Origin of the sequence: Streptomyces sp. NPDC058008, from assembly GCF_042886395.1 — a bacterium.
In the GTDB taxonomy this organism is placed as follows: domain Bacteria; phylum Actinomycetota; class Actinomycetes; order Streptomycetales; family Streptomycetaceae; genus Streptomyces.
On sequence record NZ_JBHVQX010000009.1, the window covers coordinates 62,340 to 86,595 of the forward strand.

Annotated in this window: 17 protein-coding genes; 10 read left to right on the forward strand and 7 right to left on the reverse strand. The window is 71.7% G+C overall.

Annotation, left to right across the window (positions count from 1 at the left end):
- Positions 1 to 22: 22 nt before the first annotated feature.
- Complete coding sequence (locus ACFVS9_RS11405; protein ID WP_383115172.1) at positions 23 to 1,153, reverse strand: ADP-ribosylglycohydrolase family protein; 1,131 nt, start codon at positions 1,151 to 1,153, stop codon at positions 23 to 25.
- 69 nt (positions 1,154 to 1,222) lie between these two features.
- Between ACFVS9_RS11405 and ACFVS9_RS11410 the strand changes: the two genes are divergently transcribed.
- Entirely contained in the window at positions 1,223 to 1,570 is a 348-nt protein-coding gene (locus ACFVS9_RS11410) for a DUF6343 family protein (protein ID WP_389931551.1), read from the forward strand.
- A gap of 145 nt (positions 1,571 to 1,715) precedes the next feature.
- Here the strand turns inward: ACFVS9_RS11410 and ACFVS9_RS11415 are convergent, their stop codons facing one another.
- The 3 genes from ACFVS9_RS11415 to ACFVS9_RS11425 form a co-directional block, all read right to left on the reverse strand.
- Entirely contained in the window at positions 1,716 to 2,084 is a 369-nt protein-coding gene (locus ACFVS9_RS11415; RefSeq protein WP_383115173.1) for a tetratricopeptide repeat protein, read from the reverse strand.
- Between the two features lie 287 nt (positions 2,085 to 2,371).
- Positions 2,372 to 2,974: a dephospho-CoA kinase gene (gene coaE, locus ACFVS9_RS11420; protein ID WP_389931553.1), complete on the reverse strand. Its 603-nt coding sequence runs from the start codon at positions 2,972 to 2,974 to the stop codon at positions 2,372 to 2,374.
- A gap of 43 nt (positions 2,975 to 3,017) precedes the next feature.
- Positions 3,018 to 3,956: a PAC2 family protein gene (locus ACFVS9_RS11425; protein WP_383115175.1), complete on the reverse strand. Its 939-nt coding sequence runs from the start codon at positions 3,954 to 3,956 to the stop codon at positions 3,018 to 3,020.
- A 292-nt stretch (positions 3,957 to 4,248) separates the two neighbouring features.
- On the opposite strand from ACFVS9_RS11425, the gene ACFVS9_RS11430 reads away from it, so the two are divergent.
- Positions 4,249 to 5,208, forward strand: coding sequence for a right-handed parallel beta-helix repeat-containing protein (locus ACFVS9_RS11430; protein WP_389931555.1), 960 nt, complete (start codon positions 4,249 to 4,251; stop codon positions 5,206 to 5,208).
- A 93-nt stretch (positions 5,209 to 5,301) separates the two neighbouring features.
- On the opposite strand, the gene rpsA is transcribed toward ACFVS9_RS11430, so the two are convergent.
- Positions 5,302 to 6,813, reverse strand: a complete 1,512-nt coding sequence (gene rpsA / locus ACFVS9_RS11435; protein WP_014156844.1) for a 30S ribosomal protein S1 — start codon at positions 6,811 to 6,813, stop codon at positions 5,302 to 5,304.
- Positions 6,814 to 7,207: 394 nt separating this feature from the next.
- Between rpsA and ACFVS9_RS11440 the strand changes: the two genes are divergently transcribed.
- Together ACFVS9_RS11440 and hrpB are read left to right on the forward strand one after the other, a co-directional pair.
- On the forward strand, positions 7,208 to 8,032 hold the full coding sequence (locus ACFVS9_RS11440; RefSeq protein WP_389931557.1) for a class I SAM-dependent methyltransferase: 825 nt from the start codon (positions 7,208 to 7,210) through the stop codon (positions 8,030 to 8,032).
- A 45-nt stretch (positions 8,033 to 8,077) separates the two neighbouring features.
- Positions 8,078 to 10,579, forward strand: coding sequence for an ATP-dependent helicase HrpB (hrpB, locus tag ACFVS9_RS11445; protein WP_389931559.1), 2,502 nt, complete (start codon positions 8,078 to 8,080; stop codon positions 10,577 to 10,579).
- 40 nt (positions 10,580 to 10,619) lie between these two features.
- On the opposite strand, the gene ACFVS9_RS11450 is transcribed toward hrpB, so the two are convergent.
- Positions 10,620 to 12,302: a lytic transglycosylase domain-containing protein gene (locus ACFVS9_RS11450; protein WP_389931560.1), complete on the reverse strand. Its 1,683-nt coding sequence runs from the start codon at positions 12,300 to 12,302 to the stop codon at positions 10,620 to 10,622.
- Positions 12,303 to 12,486: 184 nt separating this feature from the next.
- Between ACFVS9_RS11450 and ACFVS9_RS11455 the strand changes: the two genes are divergently transcribed.
- Positions 12,487 to 13,362 (forward strand): DUF4184 family protein, encoded by an 876-nt coding sequence (locus ACFVS9_RS11455; protein WP_389931562.1) that lies wholly within the window; start codon positions 12,487 to 12,489, stop codon positions 13,360 to 13,362.
- A gap of 361 nt (positions 13,363 to 13,723) precedes the next feature.
- Here ACFVS9_RS11455 and polA read toward each other — a convergent pair whose 3' ends face one another.
- Positions 13,724 to 16,435: a DNA polymerase I gene (gene polA / locus ACFVS9_RS11460; protein WP_383115181.1), complete on the reverse strand. Its 2,712-nt coding sequence runs from the start codon at positions 16,433 to 16,435 to the stop codon at positions 13,724 to 13,726.
- A 248-nt stretch (positions 16,436 to 16,683) separates the two neighbouring features.
- Here polA and ACFVS9_RS11465 point away from each other — a divergent pair, with 248 nt between their 5' ends.
- From ACFVS9_RS11465 to ACFVS9_RS11485, 5 genes are all read left to right on the forward strand, one after another.
- Entirely contained in the window at positions 16,684 to 18,954 is a 2,271-nt protein-coding gene (locus ACFVS9_RS11465) for an FdhF/YdeP family oxidoreductase (protein ID WP_389931564.1), read from the forward strand.
- Positions 18,955 to 19,087: 133 nt separating this feature from the next.
- Positions 19,088 to 19,558: a PaaI family thioesterase gene (locus tag ACFVS9_RS11470; RefSeq protein WP_383118913.1), complete on the forward strand. Its 471-nt coding sequence runs from the start codon at positions 19,088 to 19,090 to the stop codon at positions 19,556 to 19,558.
- Positions 19,559 to 20,165: 607 nt separating this feature from the next.
- The gene (locus tag ACFVS9_RS11475; RefSeq protein ID WP_389931674.1) at positions 20,166 to 21,374 is read left to right on the forward strand and encodes a branched-chain amino acid ABC transporter substrate-binding protein; all 1,209 of its coding nucleotides are present in this window, start codon (positions 20,166 to 20,168) and stop codon (positions 21,372 to 21,374) included.
- A gap of 100 nt (positions 21,375 to 21,474) precedes the next feature.
- Positions 21,475 to 22,404 (forward strand): branched-chain amino acid ABC transporter permease, encoded by a 930-nt coding sequence (locus ACFVS9_RS11480; RefSeq protein WP_389931566.1) that lies wholly within the window; start codon positions 21,475 to 21,477, stop codon positions 22,402 to 22,404.
- A gap of 5 nt (positions 22,405 to 22,409) precedes the next feature.
- Positions 22,410 to 24,251, forward strand: coding sequence for a branched-chain amino acid ABC transporter permease (locus ACFVS9_RS11485; RefSeq protein ID WP_389931676.1), 1,842 nt, complete (start codon positions 22,410 to 22,412; stop codon positions 24,249 to 24,251).
- Positions 24,252 to 24,256: the final 5 nt, after the last annotated feature.

Here is a 24,256-nt window from a genome sequence, read left to right on the forward strand (position 1 = left end):
ACGACGCCGCAGCGCGTTCCCGTCAGCACCGCGGGTAGCGGTCGTCCGGCCAGGCCACCGGCTGATCCAGCTCCATGCACAGGTCGTCGGCGAGTTCGGCGATCACGGACCGGCCCTCGGTGAGGGCCAGCCAGGACGCCGGCAGCCGTATGTCGCCGTGGTGCGCGCCGAGGAGGTTGCCGCAGACCGCGCCCGTGGAGTCGCTGTCGCCCGAGTGGTTGACGGAGAGCAGCAGCGCCTCGGCGACATCACCGGCCCGCGGGAGCACGAGGGCGCAGTACACGGCGATGGCGAGGGCCTCCTCGGCGACCCACCCGGCGCCCAGGGACTCGACCCGCTCGGCGGTGGGCCGGCCCACCGCCGCCAGATCGACCGCCGCCCGCAGCGCGGCCGTCGTCTCCTCGTGGCCCTCGTGGCGGCCCAGCAGTTCCATGGCGCGCAGCACGGCACCCGTGGGTGAGTCGCCCTCCAGCAGGTGCGTGACGATCGCGGCGAGCGCGCCAGCGGCGTAGGCGCCCGTGGGGTGGCCATGGGTGATCAGCGCGCACCTGGCGGCCAGCCCGAAAGCCGTCGCGGCGTCCGCTCCCAGCAGCCCGAAGGGCGCCGACCGCATCACCGTGCCGCACCCCTTGGACTGCGGATTGACGGGTCCCGGCAGGGTGAGCCGCGCGCCGGGGACGTACCCGGCGGACAGGCCGGTGAGGCAGGCGTTGCCGGGGGCACGGCGCGCGTACAGCCAGGGCTGCTCCCTGAGCCGGCCCGTCCGTACGGTTCCGTCCTCGCCGCGCGGCGGCGGGGACGGGTGGTTCTGGGTGTCGAGCCAGCGCAGGTAGGCGTTGTGGACGAACTCGGTCTCGGCGCCCGGGACGCCCCCGGCGTGGGCCCTGATCAGCCCTTCGACCGTGAAGAGGGTCATCTGGGTGTCGTCGGTGATCCGCCCGACGACCCCGTCGGGGTCCGCGACGGGGCCCCGTACGCCTCGCTCCCCGTGGGCGCGGCGGATGCCGTCCAGGGAGAGGAACTCGACCGGGTTGCCCAGCGCGTCCCCGACGGCGCCGCCCAGCAGCGCGCCCCGCACCCGGGACCGGCGGGCGACACCGGCACCCCAGGACTCCGTTCCCCGCACCGTGTGTTCGTGCCCCGTCGTCGTCACAGCCCGCTCCCCGTCGTCGCCTGCCGGTTTTGGTACGCCGCCCCGCGGGGTCATGCTGGAGGTGAGGCGATGGTGATGCGTACCGGAAGTGAACCGTCCACCGCACGCAGCCCCCTGCGGATGCGACTCTGGCTGAGTCTATGGGGCATGGCGTGGGCCGCGTTCGGGCTGGCGGCCTTCGCGGTCAACGGCCGCACCGGCTGGGCGGCGGCCTGCGGGGTGCTGCTGGTGGTCATGGTGACGGACCTCTGCTTCATCGTCCGGCACATGCGGCAGGGCCCGCGCTATCAGCCGGGCCGGGACGTCCCTCCGTACCCGCCGCAACGGCGCGGCCGCGATGCCCCGCCGTACGAGGCCGAGCGGGACGCCGAGGACTCCCCTCCCTACGGCGCCGAGCGGGACGGCCGGGGGCGGTAGGCAGGGACGGGCCCGGCGGGTGAGCCGAGCCGTACGTACGGGTACAGGTACGGGGAGGGGCGTGATCCGGTTCTGCCGACGCGAGGACGGGCAGCGGGGCGGGGCGCCCCGCCCCGACAGCTCGGCGTCCGTCAGCCGTCAGCCGTCAGGAACGGTCCTCGAAGTGGGCGGCCTGGAGGTACTCCGGCTTCGGGTCGAGCGCCGCCGCCAGTCTGAAGTGCCGGGTGGCCTGCTCGTCGCGGCCGGCGCGCTGGAAGGTCCGGGCGAGCGCGAAGTGCGCGAAGGCGTTGTCCGGCTCACGCTCCAGGACCAGCTCGAACTCAAGCTCGGCCGGGCGCAGTTGGGCGGCGGCGAAGAAGGCCCGGGCGCGCAGCAGCCGGGCCGCGGTGTTCTCCGGGTGGGCCGCGATCACCGAGTCGAGCAGCTTGACCGCACCCCGCGGGTCCCGTGCGGCGAGCAGCTGCTCGGCCGCGCGGAAGTCGATGACATGCGTTTCCGGGTTCTTCTCGGGCACGCCCCTATCCTTCCCCTGGTCCTCCGCTCTTCAACATCCGGCCGCGAGTACGTATTCCGGCCGGACTCCGCTGCGGCGTCCGGCCGGAACACGTGCCGTCCCGCGCGAGGCTCCAGCCGGCCCCGGCCAGGGAGTCCCGGCTGGACACCCCTCCCGCACCTGCCCCGATGGTTCCGTCCGGGCGCGTGGTCAGCCGGGCCGAGGCGCTCCCGGCCGCCCTCCTGACCGACCGCTCGCCGCCTCCGGCAGGGCGTCCGGGCCTCCGCTGCGGGCGGGCCCGGCGCCGGTCAGTGCGCCGCGGCCCGTGCGGTGAGTTCCGACCAGACCGTACGGACCCGGGGTTCCAGGTCCTCCAGCGAACCGTCGTTGTCGATCACGAGGTCGGCGATCGCCAGCCGCTCCTCGCGGGTGGCCTGCGCGTCCATCCGGGCGCGGGCGTCGGCCTCCGTCATGCCGCGCAGCCGTACGAGCCGGTCGAGCTGGGTGGCGGGCTTCGCGTCGACGACCACGACCAGGTCGTAGAGCGGGGCGAGGCCGTTCTCGGTGAGCAGCGGAACGTCGTTGACCACGACCGCGCCGGCTCCGGCGGCCCTCTCCAGCTCGACCGACCGGGCCCTGACGAGCGGGTGGACGATCGCGTTGAGCGTCGCCCGGCGCGCGGGGTCGGCGAAGACGATCGAGCCGAGCGCCGACCGGTTCAGCGAGCCGTCCGGGCCGAGGATTTCCGGGCCGAAGGCCTCCACGACCGCCGTGAGTCCGGGGGTGCCGGGCTCGACGACCTCGCGGGCGATCCGGTCGGCGTCGATCAGTACGGCTCCGTAGTGTGCGAGCAGCCGTGACACTTCGCTCTTGCCGGCGCCGATGCCGCCGGTCAGGCCCACTTTCAGCATGTTCCGAGCCTAGCCTCCGGCCGGGTGGGGGCCGGAGGCCGCGTCAGGAGTCGCCTTCGCGTTCCGCGAGGAAGCGTTCGAATTCGCGCCCGATCTCGTCCGCGGACGGGAGGTCGGCCGGTTCCGCGACGAGGTTGCCCCGGGTCTCGGATCCCGCGATGGCGTCGTACTGGTGCTCCAGGCCCTCGACGAGGGAGACGAGTTCCTCGTCGCCCTGGCGCACCTGCCGGTCGATCTCGGTCTGGGTGCGGTGCGCCTCCGTGCGCAGCGTGTGCGCGAGGGCCGGCAGGACCAGTCCGGTGGCCGCGGTGATCGCCTCCAGGGCGGTGAGCGCGGCGTCGGGGTAGGCGGACCTGGCGACGTAGTGGGGCACGTGGGCGGCGACGCCGAGGACGTCGTGCCCGGCCTCCATCAGCCGGTGCTCGACGAGCGCCTCCGCCGAACCGGGAACCTGTGCCTCGTCGAAGGGGCTGCGGTGTCCGGGCATCAGGTCGGTGCGGTTGCCGTGCGGGGTGAGGCCGACGGGCCGGGTGTGCGGGACGCCCATCGGGATGCCGTGGAAGCTGACCGCGAGGCGTACGCCGAGGCGCTCGACGACCTGCTCCACGGCGGCGGCGAACCGCTCCCATTCGACGTCGGGCTCCGGGCCCGAGAGGAGCAGGAAGGGGGCCCCGGTGGCGTCCTGGACGACCTTCACCTCCAGGGCGGGCGCCTCGAACGCCGTGTACCGGTCGCGCTTGAAGGACAGCAGCGGGCGCCGCGCCCGGTAGTCGACGAGCCGGTCGTGGTCGAAGCGCACCACCGTCTGGTGGGGCAGCGTCTCGAGCAGGCCGTCGACGATCTGCTCACCGGTCTCACCCGCGTCGATGTATCCGTCGAAGTGGTAGAGCATGACCAGGCCGGCCGACTCCTGGGCGAGCGCCATGTCGACGACGGCCAGGCCCTTCGGCTCCCATTCGTACAAACTCTGCGGATCAGGCACGGTTACCGCTCCTCCTCGTATTCCTGGGGAAGAACACCCCGCCGGGCCCGGGCATTCCCGCTTGCGGCCCGTTCCCCGCGAAGGAGCGGGGAGCGGTCCCGGGAGCCCCGTACTCACGGCCCGTCAGCCGGCCCCGCACGCCGCGCCTTTCGTCCGGCGGGCGGGGCCACCGTCGCGCATTGGTCCAGACCTTGACATGGACACTACCCACATTTAGCGTCACGGGCAGATTCAGTGACTCGCCCCGCATTCACGTACGAGAACATCTGGACCTCTGACGGGAAGGCACCCCATGCGCACCCGCACACTGATCCCCGCCCTGCTGACCGCCGCGTTCACCGCGGGCGCCCTGCCCCTCGCCACGGCGGGTCCGGCGCAGGCGGCGGTCGTCGACGTACGCACCTCGGCCCAGCTCAAGGCGGCGCTCGCCGCCGCGGTACCCGGTGACACGATCCGGCTCGCCGACGGCACGTACACCGGCAACTTCAAGGCGACCGTCCCGGCCACCTCCACCGCACGCATCACCCTCACCGGGTCACCGTCCGCGGTCCTCACCGCGGGCGGCGGCTACGGGCTGCACCTGAACGGCGCGTCGTACTGGACGGTGTACGGGGTCACGGTGACCGGCGGCCAGAAGGGCATCGTGACGGACGCGGCGACCGGGGTCGTCATCGACTCGGTGACCGTGCACGACCTCGACATGGAGGGCGTCCATTTCCGTACGTCCAGCCGCGACGGCGTCCTGCGGAACTCCAGGATCCACGACACGGGCCTCGACGGCCGCGGCATGGGCGAGGGCGTGTACGTCGGATCGGCGGGCGGCCTCACCGACCGCAGCGACGGCGTGCAGATCATCGGGAACACGATCGGCCCCGGGGTCGGCGGCGAGAACGTGGACATCAAGGAAGGCACCACCGGGGCGAGGATCGTCGGGAACACCTTCGACGGCGGCGGGCTGACCGGCGCGAACTACGACGACTCCTGGGTCGACGTCAAGGGCAACGACGTGCTGGTCGAGAACAACAAGGGCGTCCGCACCACGAACAACGGGTACGAGACGCACACCCAGCAGAGCGGCTGGGGCTGCGGCACCGTCTTCCGCGGCAACACCTCGGACCTGACCGGCGCCACCGGTGGCGGGCAGCTCGCCGTCAACGTCACCAACGCGAGCGCCGGCTGCCGCACCACCGTGTACGCGAGCAACACCGTCACCGGTGGCAAGGGGCTGACGAACATCACCGTGACGCCCTGAGGACCGGCGCCCGGACACGCATGAGGCCCGCCCCCCGGAGGGGACGGGCCTCACCTACAACTCCACAGCCGATGAGCGGCTGGGGTCAGAGCGTCAGCTCTGGCCGCCGGCCAGCTTCTCGCGCAGGGCAGCCAGGGCCTCGTCCGACGCCAGGGCGCCGGAGTTGTCCGCGGACTCCGAGGAGTACGAGCCGCCACCGCTGCCGCCGGAGGCGGCCGGGGCAGCGCCGGCCGGGGCGGCAGCACCCTCGGCAGCGGCAGCCTCGTCGGCCTCGCGGGACTTGATGACCTGGGCCTGGTGCTGCTCGAAGCGCTGCTGCGCCTCGGCGTACTGGGTCTCCCAGACCTCGCGCTGCGCCTCGAAGCCCTCGAGCCAGTCGTTGGTCTCGGGGTCGAAGCCCTCGGGGTAGATGTAGTTGCCCTGGTCGTCGTACGACGCGGCCATGCCGTACAGGGTCGGGTCGAACTCGACCGAGGCCGGGTCGCCACCGAAGGCCTCGTTGGCCTGCTTCAGCGAGAGGCTGATGCGACGGCGCTCGAGGTCGATGTCGATGACCTTGACGAAGATCTCGTCGTTGACCTGGACGACCTGCTCCGGGATCTCCACGTGGCGCTCGGCCAGCTCGGAGATGTGGACCAGGCCCTCGATGCCCTCGTCGACGCGCACGAACGCACCGAACGGAACGAGCTTGGTGACCTTACCGGGAACGACCTGCCCGATCTGGTGCGTACGGGCGAACTGCTGCCACGGGTCTTCCTGCGTCGCCTTGAGCGACAGCGAGACGCGCTCGCGGTCCATGTCGACGTCGAGGACCTCGACGGTGACTTCCTGGCCGACCTCGACAACCTCGGAGGGGTGGTCGATGTGCTTCCAGGAGAGCTCGGAGACGTGCACGAGACCGTCGACGCCACCCAGGTCCACGAAGGCACCGAAGTTGACGATCGAGGAGACGACGCCGGAGCGGACCTGACCCTTCTGCAGGGTCGTGAGGAACGTCTGGCGAACCTCGGACTGGGTCTGCTCGAGCCAGGCACGGCGGGACAGGACCACGTTGTTGCGGTTCTTGTCCAGCTCGATGATCTTGGCCTCGAGCTCCTTGCCCACGTAGGGCTGGAGGTCGCGGACACGACGCATCTCGACGAGCGACGCCGGGAGGAAGCCACGGAGGCCGATGTCGAGGATGAGACCACCCTTGACGACCTCGATGACGGTACCGGTGACGATGCCGTCTTCTTCCTTGATCTTCTCGATGGTGCCCCAGGCACGCTCGTACTGAGCGCGCTTCTTCGAGAGGATCAGGCGGCCTTCCTTGTCCTCCTTCTGGAGAACCAGGGCCTCGATCTCGTCGCCGACCTTGACGACCTCGTTCGGGTCGACGTCGTGCTTGATCGAGAGCTCGCGGCTCGGGATGACACCTTCGGTCTTGTAACCGATGTCGAGGAGGACCTCGTCGCGGTCAACCTTGACGATGACACCGTCAACGATGTCGCCGTCGTTGAAGTACTTGATCGTCTCGTCGATCGCCGCGAGGAACGCGTCCGCGTCGCCGATGTCGTTGACCGCAACCTGCGGAGTGGTGGCGGTGGTCTCGGTGCTGCTCGTCATGTGGGAAAGGGCTCCGGTACGGACAGTGAGTCGTAGGTACTGCTACGCCGAAAGCCCGTATCGCCTCTGCAGAAGCCGGACAGCCTGGAGAGCACCCCACCTGACCGGAAAGGCACCCCGACAACCGAGGGGACATGCAACAGACGCGAGCGCGGCCTGCTAGGTCTGAAGCGCGCAGGCTCGCAGCGCAACTTGTAGCATACGGGGGCAGCCGGACAGGGTCAATGCGCGAAGGCGCACACCCGGGGCACACCGCACCAATCCCGGCACAACTCACGTTCACCGAGGCCACATCGGACACGGCGGCGTGTCGCGCACACGGGCGTGCTCACCCGCACGGCCCGTGGCGGCACCCGCGCGGGGCGGGTGAAGGCAAACTACAACGACGGGCACGATGAGCCAAGAGACCTACGACCCCGAACCCGAAGCGACCCGGCGCGAAGCCGGTGAGGCGGAGAGCAGCCGGGCGAGCCGCGGCTGGTGGGACCGGAACGCCGACGAGTACCAGAGCGACCACGGGGCGTTCCTGGGGGACGACCGCTTCGTGTGGGGCCCGGAGGGGCTGGACGAGGCCGAGGCCGGCCTGCTGGGCCCGGCGGACGGGCTGCGCGGCGCGGACGTCCTGGAGATCGGGGCCGGCGCCGCCCAGTGCTCGCGCTGGCTCGCCGCACGCGGCGCCCGCCCGGTGGCCCTGGACCTCTCCCACCGCCAGCTCCAGCACGCCCTGCGCATCGGCGGCGGCGTACCGCTCGTGGAGGCGGACGCCGGGCGGCTCCCCTTCCGGGACGGCTCCTTCGACCTGGCCTGCTCCGCCTACGGCGCGGTGCCCTTCGTCGCCGACCCCGTCCAGGTGTTCCGCGAGGTGCGCCGGGTCCTCAGGCCGGGCGGGCGCTGGGTCTTCTCGGTGACGCACCCGATCCGCTGGGCGTTCCCCGACGAACCGGGGCCGGAGGGCCTCTCCGTCTCCGCGTCCTACTTCGACCGGGTGCCGTACGTGGAGCAGGACGAGCGCGGCGACGCGGTGTACGTGGAACACCACAGGACCCTGGGCGACCGGGTGCGGGACGTGGTGGCGGGCGGATTCCGCCTGGTCGACCTCGTGGAGCCGGAGTGGCCGGCCTGGAACGCCCAGGAGTGGGGCGGCTGGTCCCCGCTGCGCGGCCACCTCATCCCCGGGACGGCGATCTTCGTCTGCGAACGGGACGACCGGCACACCTGAGGGACCGGCCCTCCGGCCGGGGGGCGGGCGTACGAGACTGGGGGCGTGATCCGCACCGACGCCCTGGACCAGCTGCCCGTACGCACCGCCCTGCCCGCCCTGGAGCGGGCGCTCGACGAGCGGGGGGCGGCGGTGCTCTGCGCACCGCCGGGGACCGGCAAGACGACCCTCGTCCCACTGGTGCTGGCCGGGCTGACCGGCGGCGGACCGGTACGCCGGGTCCTCGTCGCCGAGCCCCGCCGGATCGCGGCCCGCGCCGCGGCGCGCCGGATGGCGTGGCTCCTCGGCGAGCGGACCGGCGAACGGGTCGGCTTCACGGTGCGCGGGGAACGCGTGGCCGGGCCCGGCACGGTGGTGGAGGTCGTGACCACGGGGGTACTGCTCCAGCGGCTTCAGCGCGACCAGGAGCTGGCCGGCGTGGACGTGGTGATCCTCGACGAGTGCCACGAGCGGCATCTGGACGCGGACACGGCCGCCGCGTTCCTCCTGGACGTCCGGGGGACGATCCGGCCCGATCTGCGGCTGGTCGCCGCGTCGGCGACGACGGACGCGGAGGGCTGGGCCCGGCTGCTGGGCGACGCCCCGGTGGTCGAGGCGCGGGGGGTGTCCCATCCGGTCGAGGTGGTGTGGGCGCCGCCGGCGGGTACCGTGCGCCCGCCGCACGGGATGCGGGTCGATCCGGCGCTGCTGACGCATGTGGCCGCCGTGGTCCGCCGGGCGCTGGCCGAACGGGACGGCGACGTCCTGTGCTTCCTGCCCGGGGTCGGGGAGATCGGCCGGGTCGCCGGGCAGCTCTCGGGGGTGGACGCCGAGGTGCTCCAGGTCCACGGCCGCGCGCCCGCCGCCGTGCAGGACGCGGTGCTGGCCGGGCCGTCCGCCGGGCGCCGGGTCGTGCTGGCGACCTCCGTGGCGGAGTCGTCCCTGACGGTGCCGGGTGTGCGGGTCGTCGTGGACGCGGGGCTCGCCAGGGAACCGCGTACCGACCACGCGCGGGGGCTGAGTGCCCTGACGACCGTACGGGCGTCGAGGGCGGCGGGCCGGCAGCGGGCGGGGCGCGCGGGGCGTGAGGCGCCGGGAGCCGTGTACCGCTGCTGGGAGCAGGCCGAGGACGGACGCCTCGCGGCGTTCCCCTCCCCCGAGATCAGGGTGGCGGACCTCGCGGCGTTCGCCCTCCAGGCGGCGTGCTGGGGCGACCCCGGCGCCTCCGGGCTCGCTCTGCTGGACCCGCCGCCCGCCGGTGCCATGGGCGCGGCACGCGAGGTGCTGTCCGCGGTCGGCGCCGTCGGCCCGGACGGGCGCGCGACGGACCGGGGCGCGCGGATGTCACGGCTCGGCCTCCATCCCCGGCTGGCCCGCGCCCTCCTGGACGGCGCGGACGAGGTGGGCGGGCGCCGGGCCGCCGAGGTGGTGGCGCTGCTCAGCGAGGAGCCGCCACGGGAGTACGGCGACGACCTGGCGCACGCGCTGCGCACGGCACGGCGCGGCGGGGACGGCTACGCGGCGCGCTGGCGGCAGGAGGTCCGCCGGCTCACGCGGTCCCTCGGTTCCACGGGCGCCGGGGACGGCGGCCCGGACGACGCGGCGGTGGGGCTGGTCGCGGCGCTGGCGTTCCCGGAGCGCGTGGCACGGGCCCGGGGCGAGGGGGCGTTCCTGATGGCCTCGGGGACGGGCGCGGAGCTGCGGGAGGGCTCACGGCTGCGCAGCGCGCCGTGGCTCGCGGTCGCGGTCGCCGACCGGCCCTCCCACGCGGCGTCCGCCCGGGTGCGGCTGGCCGCGGTCGTCGACGAGGCCACGGCGCGGCTGGCCGCCGGGCACCTGCGGTTCGCCGGCGAGGAGGTCCGCTGGGCGGACGGCGACGTGGTGGCGCGTTCCGTGGAACGCCTCGGAGCGATCGAACTGTCCGTACGCGCGCTGCGGCGGCCGGCCCCGGAGCTGGTGCGCGGGGCGCTGCTGGAGGGGCTGCGCCGTGAGGGTCCGGGACTGCTGCGGTGGACCCGGGACAGCGAACAGCTGCGGCTGCGGCTCGCGTTCCTGCACCGGGTGCTGGGCGCGCCGTGGCCCGACGTGTCCGACGGGGCACTGCTGGCGCGGGCCGACGCATGGCTGGAGCCCGAACTCTCGCGCGCGGCCCGCCGCGCGGATCTGGGGCGGATCGACGCCGGGCAGGCCGTGCGGCGGCTGCTGCCGTGGGCGTCGGGCGACGCCGCCCGGCTCGACGAACTCGCACCGGAGCGGATCGAGGTGCCGAGCGGGTCCAGGATCCGGGTGGAGTACGGCGGGGAGCAGCCGGTGCTCGCCGTGAAGCTCCAGGAGCTCTTCGGGCTGAGCGAGACGCCCCGGGTGGCCGGGGTCCCGGTCCTGGTCCACCTGCTGTCCCCGGCCGGGCGCCCGGCCGCGGTGACGGCGGACCTCGCCTCGTTCTGGCGGGAGGGCTACAGGGGCGTACGCGCGGAACTGCGCGGCCGCTACCCGAAGCACCCGTGGCCCGAGGACCCGACGACGGTGGAGGCGACCCGCTTCACCTCGGCCCGGCTGCGCCGGGACTGACGGCCACGCCGGGAGCGGGGGGTTCCGGTGCCGGGGCGGGTCAGGCGGCCGGTGCCTCGATCGTCAGCTCGACGGTCAGCGTGGCACCGCTCGCGGTGGTGAGCCGCAGCGTGTAGGTGCCTGCCGTGTCGTCGGCGTAGATCTTCGGGAGTTGCAGGACTCCGTCGGCGCCGGTCGTCAGGTCCAGGGTGCGGACCGGGTTGCCGTCGGCGTCCTTGAAGTACGGCCCCTTGTCGTTCTCGGCGGGCGTCTCCGCGTCGGTGATCATCGTGGCGGTGACGGCGGTGTCCGCCACCCCCGTGCCCTTGTACGTCGTCCTGACCTCGACCCGGTCGGCGAACTCGGCGCCCGGGGCGGCTGTCAGGGCGTCGTCGCCGGTCCGGACGACGGTGTCGGCGACCCGGGCGGTGACGTGCGCGGTGAACGCGACGGCGTGCGGCTTCGTGGTGCCGGCGACCGCCGTCACCTTGAAGGTGCCCGTCTTCTCACCGGCCGTCAGGGCGGGAGCGGAGACGGTGCCGCCGGCTCCGGTGGTCAGCGTGACGGTGGTCTTCCCGCCGGCGAAGCGGGCGTCGGTCCCGCCGACGAGGGCGAAGGTCACCGAGACCCCGGTGAGCGGGGCGCCGAGCGTGTTCCTGGCCCGGACCTTGACCCGCTCGCCGAACGCCTCGCCCGCGGTGGCGGTGAGGGTGCCGGTGCCCGCGTCCTCGATGCCGCCGAAGGTCTCGGCGGGGGTGGGCGTGGTGGTCGGCGGCTTCGTCGTGGGGGGAGGCGTGGGGTCGGGGCTCGGCGTCGTACCGCCGGGCTTCGGGGGCTTCGGGCTGGGGCTCGGGGACGTACCGCCGCCCGGAGTGCCGGTCGAGGGCGTCGGTGTCGGCGTGGGCGACGGGGAGGTCGTGCCGCTGCCCGTGCCCGCCGGGAGGACGCCCGTGCCGTCCGGGACCTCGTGGGTGCCGCGCTTGTAGTACTCGAACCAGGAGCGCACCGTGCGCAGGTACTCCGTGGAGTGGTTGTAGCTGAGCACCGCCCGGTCGAGGTCCGCGGCGACCGACAGGTCGCGGGTGCCGGCGCAGAGGTAGCGCCCGGCGGCCAGCGCCGCGTCGTAGATGTTGTTGGGGTCCTTGCGTCCGTCGCCGTTGCCGTCCTGGCCCCAGGTGGCCCAGGTGGACGGGATGAACTGCATCGGACCGACCGCCCGGTCGTGGGTGGCGTCGCCGTCGTACGCCCCGCCGTCGGTGTCCTTGATGAGCGCGAAGCCCTGGCCGTTGAGCGCCGGGCCGAGGATCGGGGAGAGGGTGGTGCCGTTCGCGTCGACCTTGCCGCCGCGGGCCTGGCCGGACTCGACCTTGCCGATCGCGGCGAGCAGCTGCCACGGCAGGCGGCACGCGGCGTCGGTCCTCGCGACCTCCTGCTCGGCCTTCTTGTACGCCGCCAGGATCGAGGCGGGTATCCCCGCTTCGGCGCTCCCGGTCACCGGGAGGTTCACGGACGTGCCGGGCCTGTCGGGTGTGGTGAGCGGCGGAAGGTCCGTGTAGTAGGGCGAGTTGCCCGTGGCGGCCCCGTCGTCGGACGGTGTCGCACCGGCCGTCGTACGGTCCTCGACAGCGCTGTCGGACTGGGGCGCGGCGGGAGCCTGGGAGGCGGAGAGGGCTGCCACGGCAGCCGCGGCCACCGCCGTGGTGGTGGCCCCCCTGCGCAGTCTGCGGCCGAATTGCGCTGCCATACGTGTCGGTTCCTCCCCGTCGACGGCTGCCCGCGCTCCCCAGCGAGGACTCAGGCGACCCTACGGCAACTCCCGCCGCCCGAACACTGGCCCCTGACCGGTTCTTACTGATTTCTCAGCTTCCCTGACGTCAAGTCACCGGTGACCGCCGACGCGTGAAACGCGCTCCCGCATACTTGCCGCCATGCCGTTCACGCTCAGCCATGCCGCAGCCGTGCTCCCGGGAATCCGCAGGTCCGGCGCGGGCCGTGGGCCTCTCCTCGCCTCCGCCCTCGTCGCGGGATCGTTCGCACCCGACATCACCTACTACGCGGACACCGTCGTCCCCGGGGCGATGGAGTTCGGCGAGGTGACACACGCCGTACGGGGAGTGTTCACCGTGGATGTCCTCATCACCGGCGCCCTGGTGGCACTGTGGCTGATGCTGCGCGAACCGCTCGTCGCTCTGCTGCCCCGGGCGGCGCAGGGACGTGTGCACACCTTCGTACGGGGGCGGCGCCGGCAACCCGGCGGCCCGGCCGTTCCCGAGGTGCTGTGGTTCGTCCTGTCCGCCGTCATCGGCTCGGGCACCCACGTCGTGTGGGACGCCTTCACGCATCACGACCGGTGGGGGACGGAGCTGATCCCCGTCCTGGGCCGGAGCGTCGGCGGCCATCCGGTGTTCCAGATCGTGCAGTACGGCAGTTCGGCGGTGGCCCTGGTGCTGCTGGCGTGGTTCACGTACACGGGCCTGCGGGGCATCGGCGCGGTTCCCGCACCGGCGTCGGTGCCGGTGCTGCGGCGGGCCGAACGCGGAGCGGCGGCCGGGTTCCTCACGCTGTGCGTCCTGCTGGGCGTCGCCCACCGGTGCGTTCGCTGGTACGCCTACTTCGGGCAGATCGACACGCCCCTCGACATCATCCCGACCGCGTGCTTCGGGGCGGGGGCGGGCCTCGCGGCGGGACTCGTGCTGTACGGGGCGTGGATGCGGCTGCTGCGCAAGCCGTCCGGGCCCCGGCCGCAGGGGGAGCCCCGTACGGACTCCGCGCGGACGCGCCCGGCAGGACGGGACGCCGGCTGAGACCGCGGCGGCCCCGGACCGGACCGCGGCACCACACGCATCGGCAGACACCGGCCCGGCCGGACGGGGCATCCGGCAGGGGCACCCCGCGGCGGGCGTCCGGACGGTCCCGTCGTCCGCGCCCGGAGCCGCCGGGCGAACAGGCCCGGCCGGGTCCGCCCGCCGGGCCGCGCACGAGCCGGGCCTTCCCCGGGCCCGCCCGGCGGCGCCACCGGATCTCCGGCAGCCTCCGGACCGGCCCGCCCGGTCTCCCCCGCCGGACCCCGCACGAGCGGATCGGACGGGCCCCACCCGGCGGACCCGGCCGGACGGGTCCGGCGTACCACCGTCGTACGCCGTGGTTCCCCTCCCGGGAGGGGAGCTAGTGCGCGGCGGTCTCCCAGTCCGTGCCGACACCGACCGAGACGTCCAGCGGCGCGCGGAGCTCGACCGCCGTGGACATCTCCCGGCGCAGAATCTCCTCGACCCGCTCCCGCTCGCCCTCGGCGATCTCCAGGACGATTTCGTCGTGGACCTGGAGCAGCATCCGTGAGGTCAGCTCCGCCTCGGTCAGCGCCCGGTCCACCTTCAGCATGGCGACCTTCACGATGTCGGCGGCCGTCCCCTGGATCGGCGCGTTGAGCGCCATCCGCTCGGCCGTCTCGCGCCGCTGACGGTTGTCGCTGTTCAGGTCCGGGAGGTAGCGGCGCCGGCCGAAGACCGTCTCCGTGTACCCCGTGGACCTGGCTTCCTCCACGACCCGGTGCAGGTAGTCACGCACCCCGCCGAACCTCAGGAAGTAGGTGTCCATCAGCCCGCGTGCCTCGCCGGCCTCGATGTTCAGCTGCTGGGAGAGGCCGAACGCGGAGAGGCCGTACGCCAGTCCGTAGGACATCGCCTTGATCTTGCGGCGCATCTCCGCGTCGACGGCCGACTTCTCGACGCCGAAGACCTGCGAGGCGACCGTCGTGTGCAGGTCCTCCCCGGAGGTGAACGCCTCGATCAGGCCCGCGTCCTCGGAGAGGTGGGCCATCACGCGCAGCTCGATCTGGCTGTAGTCCGCCGTCATGAGCGTCTCGAAGCCGTCGCCGACGACGAAGCCCCGCCGGATCGCGCGCCCCTCGTCCGTACGGACGGGGATGTTCTGAAGGTTGGGGTCGGTGGAGGAGAGCCGGCCCGTCGCCGCGACCGTCTGGTTGAACGTGGTGTGGATGCGGCCGTCCGCACCGATCGTCTTGATCAGCCCCTCGACGGTGACCCGCAGCTTCGCCTGCTCCCGGTGGCGCAGCATGATCACCGGCAGCTCGTGCTCGGTCTGCGCCGCGAGCCACGCCAGCGCGTCCGCGTCCGTCGTGTAGCCCGTCTTCGTCTTCTTGGTCTTCGGCAGGGCCAGCTCGCCGAAGAGCACCTCCTGGAGCTGCTTGGGCGAGCCGAGGTTGAACTCGCGGCCCACCGCGGCGTGCGCCTCCTTCACGGCCTGCTGCACCGCACCCGCGAACTGCTGCTCCATGCCCTCCAGGTGCGCCCGGTCCGCGGCGATGCCGTGCCGCTCCAGGCGGGCCAGCATGACCGAGGTCGGCAGCTCCATGTCGTGGAGCAGCCCGGTGGCGCCGACCTCCTCCAGGCGTGTCGTGAACGCCTCCCCGAGGTCGAGCACCGCACGGGCCTGCGCCATGAGGGCGTCGGCCTGCGCGCGGTCCTCGGCGCCGAACGCCAGCTGCCCGTCGGACGCGGGGGCCGGGGCCAGCTCACGGCCGAGGTACTCCACGGCCAGCGCGTCCAGGGCGAACGACCGGCGGCCGGGCTTGACGAGGTAGGCGGCGAGAGCGGTGTCCATGGTCACGCCGTCCAGGCGCCAGCCCTGCTCGGGGAAGACCCGCAGGGCGTTCTTGGCGTTGTGCAGGACCTTGGGCTGCTCCGGGTCCGCGAGCCACGCCGCGAACGCCCGCTCGTCGGCCTCGTCGAGCTCGGCCGGGTCCAGCCACGCGGCGGCCCCGTCGGCGGCGGCGAGCGCGATCTCGGTGACCGTGCCGGTGCCCAGCGACCAGGTGTCGACGCTCATCACACCGAGCGGCTGCCCGGCACGGGCCTCCAGCCACGGGGCCGCCTCGCCCGGCCCGAGCACCACGCCGTCCAGCTCGACGCCCGCCGCGGGCTCCGGCGGAGCGGCCTCCTCGGCCCCCGGGTCGACGGCGAGCAGCCGCTCGCGCAGGCTCGGGTTGCGGATCTCCAGGACGTCCAGCACCCCGGTGACCGCCGTGCGGTCGTACGGGGCGCGCTCCAGCTCGGCGGGGACCTTGGGCAGCTCCACGTCACGGACCATCTCGGTCAGCACACGGTTCATCTTCACCGCGTCCAGGTGGTCGCGGAAATTCTGCCCGGCCTTGCCCTTGACCTCGTCGGCCCGCTCCACCAGCTCCGCGAACGAACCGAACTGGTTGATCCACTTCGCCGCCGTCTTCTCGCCCACACCCGGGATGCCCGGAAGGTTGTCCGACGGGTCACCGCGCAGCGCGGCGAAGTCCGGATACTGGCCGGGGGTGAGCCCGTACTTCTCCTGGACCTTCTCGGGGGTGAAGCGCGTCAGCTCCGAGACGCCCTTCGTCGGGTAGAGCACCGTCACGTTGTCCGTGATGAGCTGGAACGAGTCCCGGTCACCCGTGACGATCAGCACCTCGAAGCCCGCCGCCTCGGCCTGCGTGGCCAGCGTCGCGATGACGTCGTCGGCCTCGAACCCGTCGACCGCGAACCGGTCCGCGCGCATCGCGTCCAGGAGCTCGCCGATCAGCTCGACCTGGCCCTTGAACTCGTCGGGGGTCTTGGACCGGTTCGCCTTGTACTCCGGGAACTCCTGCGCACGCCACGTCTTGCGGGACACGTCGAACGCGACCGCGAAATGGGTGGGCGCCTCGTCGCGCAGTGTGTTCGCCAGCATCGACATGAAGCCGTACACGGCGTTCGTCGGCTGCCCCGTCGCTGTCGTGAAGTTCTCCGCGGGCAGGGCGAAGAACGCCCGGTACGCCAGGGAGTGCCCGTCCATGAGGAGCAGGCGCGGTCGGTTGTCTGCCGTGTTCTTCGATGCCGTCTCAGCCACGCCCCCGATCCTGCCACGGACCACCGACAATCCGGATCGGCTCCCGGTGGATCCCCCGCTCCGCCGGCCGTCGGCGGGGGACCCGGCCGCCCGGCACGGCCGGTTCCCCCCGAGCGCCCAGGCACGCGTGCATGACAGGATCGAAGGACTGTGAAGGCGTAAGAAGACGCGACAGGACGCCACGACACGCACGGACGCGACGCGCCCGCACGCGCTCGGAGGCGGCCGAAGGCTCGAAGGGGAGCATCATGGCCACCAAGCCCCCGACCGGTGACCCGGTCCAGGACGCGCCGCAGGTCGACGGAGTCAAGCACGCCGCCGCCGGACTGCCCGCCGTCGCCCACACCCTGCGCATCGCCCAGCAGCAGATGGGCGTGCGGCGCACCGCTCAGACCCTCCTCAAGGTCAACCAGAAGGACGGCTTCGACTGCCCGGGGTGCGCGTGGCCCGAGGGTGACAAACGCCACGCGGCCGAGTTCTGCGAGAACGGCGCCAAGGCCGTCGCCGAGGAAGCGACCCTGCGCCGCGTCACCCCCGAGTTCTTCGCCGCCCACCCCGTCGCCGACCTCGGCACCCGCAGCGGTTACTGGCTCGGCCAGCAGGGGCGCATCACCCACCCCGTGTACCTGCCCGAGGGTGCCGACCGGTACGAGCCCGTGTCCTGGGAACGCGCCTTCGAGATCATCGCCCAGGAGCTGACGGCGCTCTCCTCCCCCGACGAGGCGCTCTTCTACACCTCCGGCCGCACCAGCAACGAAGCGGCGTTCCTCCTCCAGCTTTTCGCCCGCGAGTTCGGCACCAACAACCTGCCCGACTGCTCCAACATGTGCCACGAGTCGTCCGGCTCGGCCCTCACCGAGACCATCGGGATCGGCAAGGGCAGCGTCAGCCTCGAAGACCTCCACCAGGCCGACCTGATCATCGTCGCCGGACAGAACCCCGGCACCAACCATCCCCGCATGCTCTCGGCCCTCGAACAGGCCAAGGCCGCCGGGGCGAAGATCATCTCGGTGAACCCGCTGCCCGAGGCGGGCCTCGAACGGTTCAAGAACCCCCAGACGGCACGCGGCATGCTCAAGGGGGCCGCCCTCACCGACCTCTTCCTCCAGATCCGCATCGGCGGCGACCAGGCGCTCTTCCGCCTCCTGAACAAGATGATCATCGAGGCCGACGGGGCCCTCGACACCGCCTTCATCGCCGAACACACCCATGGCTACGAGGAGTTCGCCCAGGCCGCCCGTGAGGCCGACTGGGAGGGCACCCTCACCGCCACCGGGCTCGACCGGGAGGCCATCGAACAGGCACTCGCCATGGTCCTCGCCTCGGAGCGCACCATCGTCTGCTGGGCCATGGGGCTCACCCAGCACAAGCACTCCGTGCCGACCATCCGCGAGGTGGTCAACTTCCTCCTCCTGCGCGGCAACATCGGCAGGCCCGGAGCCGGCGTCTGCCCCGTCCGCGGCCACTCCAACGTGCAGGGCGACCGCACCATGGGCATCTTCGAACGGCCCTCCCCCGCCTTCCTCGACGCCCTCGACCAGGAATTCGGCATCACCTCACCCCGGCACCACGGCTACGACGTCGTACGGTCCATCCAGGCACTCCGCGACGGCGACGCCAAGGTCTTCTTCGCCATGGGCGGGAACTTCGTCGGAGCCACCCCCGACACCGCCGTCACCGAGGCCGCCATGCGCCGCGCACGGCTCACCGTCCACGTCTCCACCAAGCTCAACCGCTCCCACGCCGTCACCGGCACCCACGCCCTGATCCTGCCCACCCTCGGCCGCACGGACAAGGACGTGCAGACCGGCGGGAAGCAGTTCGTCACCGTCGAGGACTCCATGGGCATGGTCCACTCCTCACGCGGCAACCTCACCCCCGCGAGCCCGCACCTGCTCTCCGAACCCGCGATCGTCGCCCGCCTCGCCCGCGCCGTCCTCGGCCCCGCCTCCACCACCCCCTGGGAGGACTTCGAGAAGGACTACGGCACGATCCGCGACCGCATCTCCCGCGTCGTGCCCGGCTTCGAGGACTTCAACGCCCGCGTGGCGCGCCCGGGCGGCTTCGCACTGCCCCACGCGCCCCGCGACGAACGCCGCTTCCCCACCGCCACCGGCAAGGCCAACTTCACCGCCGCCCCCGTCGAACACCCCGAGGTCCCCGAAGGCAGGCTGCTGCTCCAGACCCTGCGCTCCCACGACCAGTACAACACCACGGTCTACGGCCTGGACGACCGCTACCGGGGCATCAAGGGCGGCCGCCGCATCGTCATGGTCAACCCCGAGGACGCCCGCGCCCTCGGCCTCGCCGACGGCTCCTACACCGACCTCGTCAGCGAGTGGAAGGACGGCGTCGAGCGCCGCGCCCCCGGCTTCCGGGTCGTCCACTACCCCACCGCACGGGGCTGCGCCGCCGCGTACTACCCGGAGACCAACGTGCTCGTCCCCCTGGACTCCACCGCCGACACGAGCAACACCCCGGCCAGCAAGTCGGTCGTCGTACGGTTCGAGACGGCCTGATCCCACCGGTCCGGTGCCGGGCCCGTCGAGCCCGGCACCGGACCGGACGCCGCGCACTAAGCGCACGCTCAGCCGTCTGATAGGAACAGTGCACACAGCAACGGACGACCGCACACGATCGGAGCCGCACCCCATGGGCGAGCACACCGCACCCACGTTCCCCCAGGAGATCATCGACGAGTACGCGGCACTCGGCGTCGACCTCCCCTCACTCTTCTCCGCCGGACACCTCGGCGAACGCATGGGCGTCAGGATCACCGAGGCCTCCGCCGACCGCGTCGTGGGCACCATGCCCGTCGAGGGCAACACCCAGCCCTACGGCCTGCTCCACGGCGGCGCCTCGGCCGTCCTCGCCGAGACCCTCGGCTCCGTCGGCAGCATGCTCCACGGCGGCGCCACCAGGATCGCCGTCGGGGTCGACCTGAACTGCACCCACCACCGGGGCGCCCGCAGCGGCCTGGTCACCGGCGTCGCCACCCCCGTGCACCGCGGCCGCTCGACCGCGACGTACGAGATCGTCATCACCGACGAGCACGACAAGCGGATCTGCACCGCCCGCCTCACCTGCCTGCTCCGCGACGCCCCCCGTCCCGACGCGGGCTGATCCCACCCCGCGACACCGCACTGCCCGGCCGGATACGCACCGCATTCCGGACCGGGCAGACCCATATCCGAAGCAATTCACCGAAGTTGGCGGACACGCACGGTCAACACCCCTGACCGTCAAGCTCGTTGCAGGACCCACGCGAACAGCCACACCACCCCCACGGCACTTCAAACGCATCCCACGGATGTAACACTGCGTAACATGTGTGCAATACACGAAAAACCTCGCGCACCGCACCCCCGGGCGCGCCTCCGGACCCCACGGCACCCCTCGCGCCCCGGAGCACGTGACAGCACCAAGATCGCCCCAAGCCCCTTAGCAGAGCTGCGCGTTCTCACGATGCGGTCATCCCGCCACCCGGCGAAAAACCGTACATGTCCACACAGTGGCCACGAAGCCTTCCCCATGGCATAACAAGACAGTCACATCATCAGCGGACCCGTCCCGCACCCCCTCACCTGCCCATAGAGTCACGGCCAGTCACCGCGCCGCCGGGCGCGTCTGCTGCACGGCCCTGTATCGACCAGTACGGCCCGGCGATCGTCACGGCACCTCAGCAGAGGAGGCCGCGCCAGGGAAAGGACCTTTCGTGCGACACCGTTCTTTGCTCATACTCACCACAGTGCTCACCACAGGAGCACTGACGCTCACCGCCTGCGGATCGCGCGACGACGACGCCAAGAGCAGCGGCGGCGGTGACACCCAGACCGTCGTCATCGGTGTCGACGCACCCCTGACCGGCGACCTCTCCGCCCTCGGCCTCGGCATCAAGAACTCCGCCGACCTCGCCGTCCAGACGGCCAACAAGGACAAGACCGTCCCCGGCATCAAGTTCGAACTCCAGGCGCTCGACGACCAGGCCCAGCCCTCCGTCGGCCAGCAGAACGCCCAGAAGTTCATCGGCAACAAGGACCTCCTCGGCGTCGTCGGCCCCCTGAACTCGGGTGTCGCCCAGTCGATGCAGAAGCCCTTCACCGACGCCAAACTCACCCAGGTCTCCCCCGCCAACACCGGCACCGAGCTGACCCAGGGCAACAACTGGAAGACCGGCGACAAGCAGCGCCCCTACGCCGCCTACTTCCGCACCGCCACCACCGACGCCATCCAGGGCGCGTTCGCCGCGAACTACCTGTTCAAGAACGCGAACATCAAGGACGTCTACCTCATCGACGACCAGAAGCCCTACGGCGCCGGCCTCGCCGCCTCCTTCAAGACGACCTTCACCGAACTCGGCGGCAAGATCGTCGGCACCGACCACATCAACCCCGACGACCGCGACTTCAACTCCGTCGTCACCAAGGTCAAGAGCTCCGGTGCCAAGGCCGTCTACTACGGCGGCGAATACCCCGCCGGCGCGCCCCTGAGCCAGCAGCTCAAGGACAGCGTCAAGATCCCGCTCATGGGCGGCGACGGCATGTACAGCGCCGACTTCATCAAGCTCAACAAGAAGGCGGAGGGCGACATCGCCACCTCCGTCGGCAAGCCCGTCGAAGAACTCGAGTCCGCCAAGAAGTTCATCGGCGACTACAAGACGGCCGGATACAAGGACGCCTACGAGGCCTACGGCGGCGGCACCTACGACGCCGCCTGGTCCATCATCGAGGCCGTCAAGACCGTCGTCGCCGACAACGACGGCAAGCTGCCCGACGACGCCCGCGCCAAGGTCCTCGACGCCATGAAGACCGTCAAGTTCGAAGGCGTCACCGGCCCCGTCTCGTTCGACGAGTACGGCGACACCACCAACACCATGATGACCGCCTACCAGGTCACCGGCGGCAAGTGGACCTCCAAGCTGAGCGAAGCCGTCAAGTAGGCACGCCCGACACCACAGCACACGCACACAAGACCGCGCGGGAGCGCTACGAGCACTCCCGCGCGGTGCCATATCCGAACCACTCCACGGAGGCCCTGCGGTGAACGAACTGCCGCAACAGCTGGCCAATGGACTCATCCTCGGCGCGATGTACGGTCTCATCGCGATCGGTTACACGATGGTCTACGGAATCATCCAGCTCATCAACTTCGCACACGGCGAGATCTTCATGATCGGGGGCTTCGGAGCCCTCACGGTCTACCTCGGGCTTCCGTCCGGACTCTCCCTGCTCGCTGCGATACCCCTCATGATCGCCGGCGGAGTCATATGCTCCGTCGCCGTCAGCGTCGCCGCCGAACGCTTCGCCTACCGGCCCCTGCGCAGCGCGCCACGCCTGGCTCCCCTCATCACCGCCATCGGTCTCTCCCTCGCACTCCAGCAGGCCGTATGGATGTGGTACCCCAACGCCACCAAGGACCGCTCCTTCCCCCAGTTCGAGGGCGAAGCGATCGACATCTTCGGTGCCCACATCCAGCGCGGTGACCTCTTCGTCCTCATCGCCGCACCCGTCTGCATGCTCGCCCTCGGCCTCTTCGTCTCCAAGACGCGATCCGGCCGCGGCATGCAGGCCACCTCGCAGGACCCCGACACCGCCAAGCTCATGGGCATCAACACCGACCGCATCATCGTCATGGCCTTCGCCATCGGTGCCGCGTTCGCCGCCGTCGCCGCCGTCGCCTACGGGCTCAAGAACGGCCAGATCGGCTTCCGCATGGGCTTCATCATGGGCCTCAAGGCCTTCACCGCAGCCGTCCTCGGCGGCATCGGCAACATCTACGGCGCCATGCTCGGCGGAGTCGTCCTCGGCGTCGCCGAAGCCCTCGCCACCGGCTACATGAGCGACGTCCCGGGCATGGAACTCTTCGGAGGCGGCGCCTGGAAGGACGTATGGGCCTTCGTGCTCCTCATCCTCGTCCTCCTCATACGCCCGCAAGGGCTACTGGGCGAACGCGTCGCGGATCGGGCGTGATGACCATGACCACCCACACCACCGAGACGACCCCGGTCATCGCCCTCCCGACGGCGGCCGCCCGCGCGGCCACCGTCGGAGGCGCAGCACTCACCGTCGCCTCCACCTTCCTCGCCTGGACCTACACCGACGCCTTCCCCGGCGACCTCACCGTCTACGGATACCCCGGCGGCCTCCAGGTCCTCACCCTCATCAGCGCGGCACTCACCCTGCTCTTCGCCGTCGCCGGCTACGGCATACGCGGCCTGGGCTGGCTCAACCCCTCGCAGAGCAACAACGCGATCTTCCTCGCCGCCCTCGGCGCCTTCGCCACCACCTGGTTCACCACCATCGCGATCGCCGTGGACCTCGGCGGACTCGCCAACCTCGAACCCGGCGGCTTCGTCGCCATGGTGGTCTCGCTCCTCACCGTGATCAGCGCCCTCGGTCTGCCGCTCGACCGGCACACCAAGGAATCGCTGCCCCAATGGAGCTGGCCGAACTTCGTCGCGCTCACCATCATCACGGGGCTCATCACCTACCCGCTCTGGCGCTACATCCGCCTCGGCTCCAGCCCCCGTGAGATCCGGCGCGCCAAGGCACTCCCGTCCTGGGCCGAGATCCTCATCATCGCCGGAGCCTTCGGCGTCGCACTCTGGGTCTTCACCTACGGCATCGACACCGAGTACGCCGAACTCTTCATCGGCTACGTCATCGCCGTCGCCTTCGGATTCACCGCACTCACCCGGGCCGGACTCATCGCCCGCGTCACCGCGCTGACCTCCAAGCACCGCAACGTCACCCTGTGCGCCGCACTCGTCGCAGCCTTCTGCTTCCCCTTCACCCAGCAGAACGAGGAATACGCCCTCATCGGCGCCAACATCCTCATCTTCGCGACCGTCGCACTCGGCCTCAACGTCGTCGTCGGCCTCGCCGGACTCCTCGACCTCGGCTACGTCGCCTTCCTCGGCGTCGGCGCCTACGCCGCGGCGCTCGTCTCCGGCAGCCCCCTCTCCCCCATCGGCGTCCAGTTCCCCTTCTGGGCGGCCGTCCTCACCGGAGCAGCGGCCTCACTCGTCTTCGGCGTCGTCATCGGCGCCCCGACACTCCGCCTCCGCGGCGACTACCTCGCCATCGTCACCCTCGGATTCGGAGAGATCTTCCGGCTCACCGTCAACGCCCTCAACGGCGTCAGCGGTCCCGACCTCACCAACGGCTCCCAGGGCATCCCCAGCATCCCCGACCTCAACCTCTTCGGCTTCGACTTCGGCATCAGCCACGACGTCGGCGGCTTCACCCTCGGCAGGTCCGCCAACTACTACCTGCTGATGCTCCTCTTCACCGCCGTCGTCGTCCTCGTCTTCCGACGCTCCGGAGAGTCCCGCATCGGCCGCGCCTGGGTCGCCATCCGCGAGGACGAGACCGCCGCCACCGCCATGGGCATCAACGCCTTCCGGCTCAAGCTGCTGGCCTTCGCCCTCGGCGCCACCCTCGCCGGACTCGCCGGAACCGTGCAGGCACACGTCTCCTACACGGTCACCCCCGAGCAGTACCAGTTCGCCGGCTCGGTACCGCCCAACTCCGCGTTCCTCCTCGCCGCCGTCATCCTCGGCGGCATGGGAACCCTCAGCGGACCCCTCGTCGGCGCCGCACTGCTCTACCTCATCCCGGCCAAGCTGCAGTTCATGCAGGACTACCAGCTCTTCCTGTTCGGAATCGCGCTCATCCTCCTGATGCGCTTCCGCCCCGAAGGCCTCGTCGCCGACCGCAGGAAGCAGCTCGAGTTCCACGAGACCGGCCAGCTCGACGTACCACCGGACACACCACTCACCGACACAGCCGCCGGCACCACGAAGGCGGGGGCGTGACCACC

Excerpts from the sequence above, each read along its gene's own strand:
- ACFVS9_RS11470 (WP_383118913.1), top strand. The coding sequence starts at position 19,088 with ATGGGCGAGCACACCGCACCCACGTTCCCCCAGGAGATCATCGACGAG.
- ACFVS9_RS11440 (WP_389931557.1), top strand. The coding sequence starts at position 7,208 with ATGAGCCAAGAGACCTACGACCCCGAACCCGAAGCGACCCGGCGCGAA.
- ACFVS9_RS11410 (WP_389931551.1), top strand. The coding sequence starts at position 1,223 with ATGGTGATGCGTACCGGAAGTGAACCGTCCACCGCACGCAGCCCCCTG.
- ACFVS9_RS11465 (WP_389931564.1), top strand. The coding sequence starts at position 16,684 with ATGGCCACCAAGCCCCCGACCGGTGACCCGGTCCAGGACGCGCCGCAG.
- coaE (WP_389931553.1), bottom strand. The coding sequence starts at position 2,974 with ATGCTGAAAGTGGGCCTGACCGGCGGCATCGGCGCCGGCAAGAGCGAA.
- ACFVS9_RS11450 (WP_389931560.1), bottom strand. The coding sequence starts at position 12,302 with ATGGCAGCGCAATTCGGCCGCAGACTGCGCAGGGGGGCCACCACCACG.
- ACFVS9_RS11430 (WP_389931555.1), top strand. The coding sequence starts at position 4,249 with ATGCGCACCCGCACACTGATCCCCGCCCTGCTGACCGCCGCGTTCACC.
- ACFVS9_RS11485 (WP_389931676.1), top strand. The coding sequence starts at position 22,410 with ATGACCACCCACACCACCGAGACGACCCCGGTCATCGCCCTCCCGACG.
- rpsA (WP_014156844.1), bottom strand. The coding sequence starts at position 6,813 with ATGACGAGCAGCACCGAGACCACCGCCACCACTCCGCAGGTTGCGGTC.
- ACFVS9_RS11455 (WP_389931562.1), top strand. The coding sequence starts at position 12,487 with ATGCCGTTCACGCTCAGCCATGCCGCAGCCGTGCTCCCGGGAATCCGC.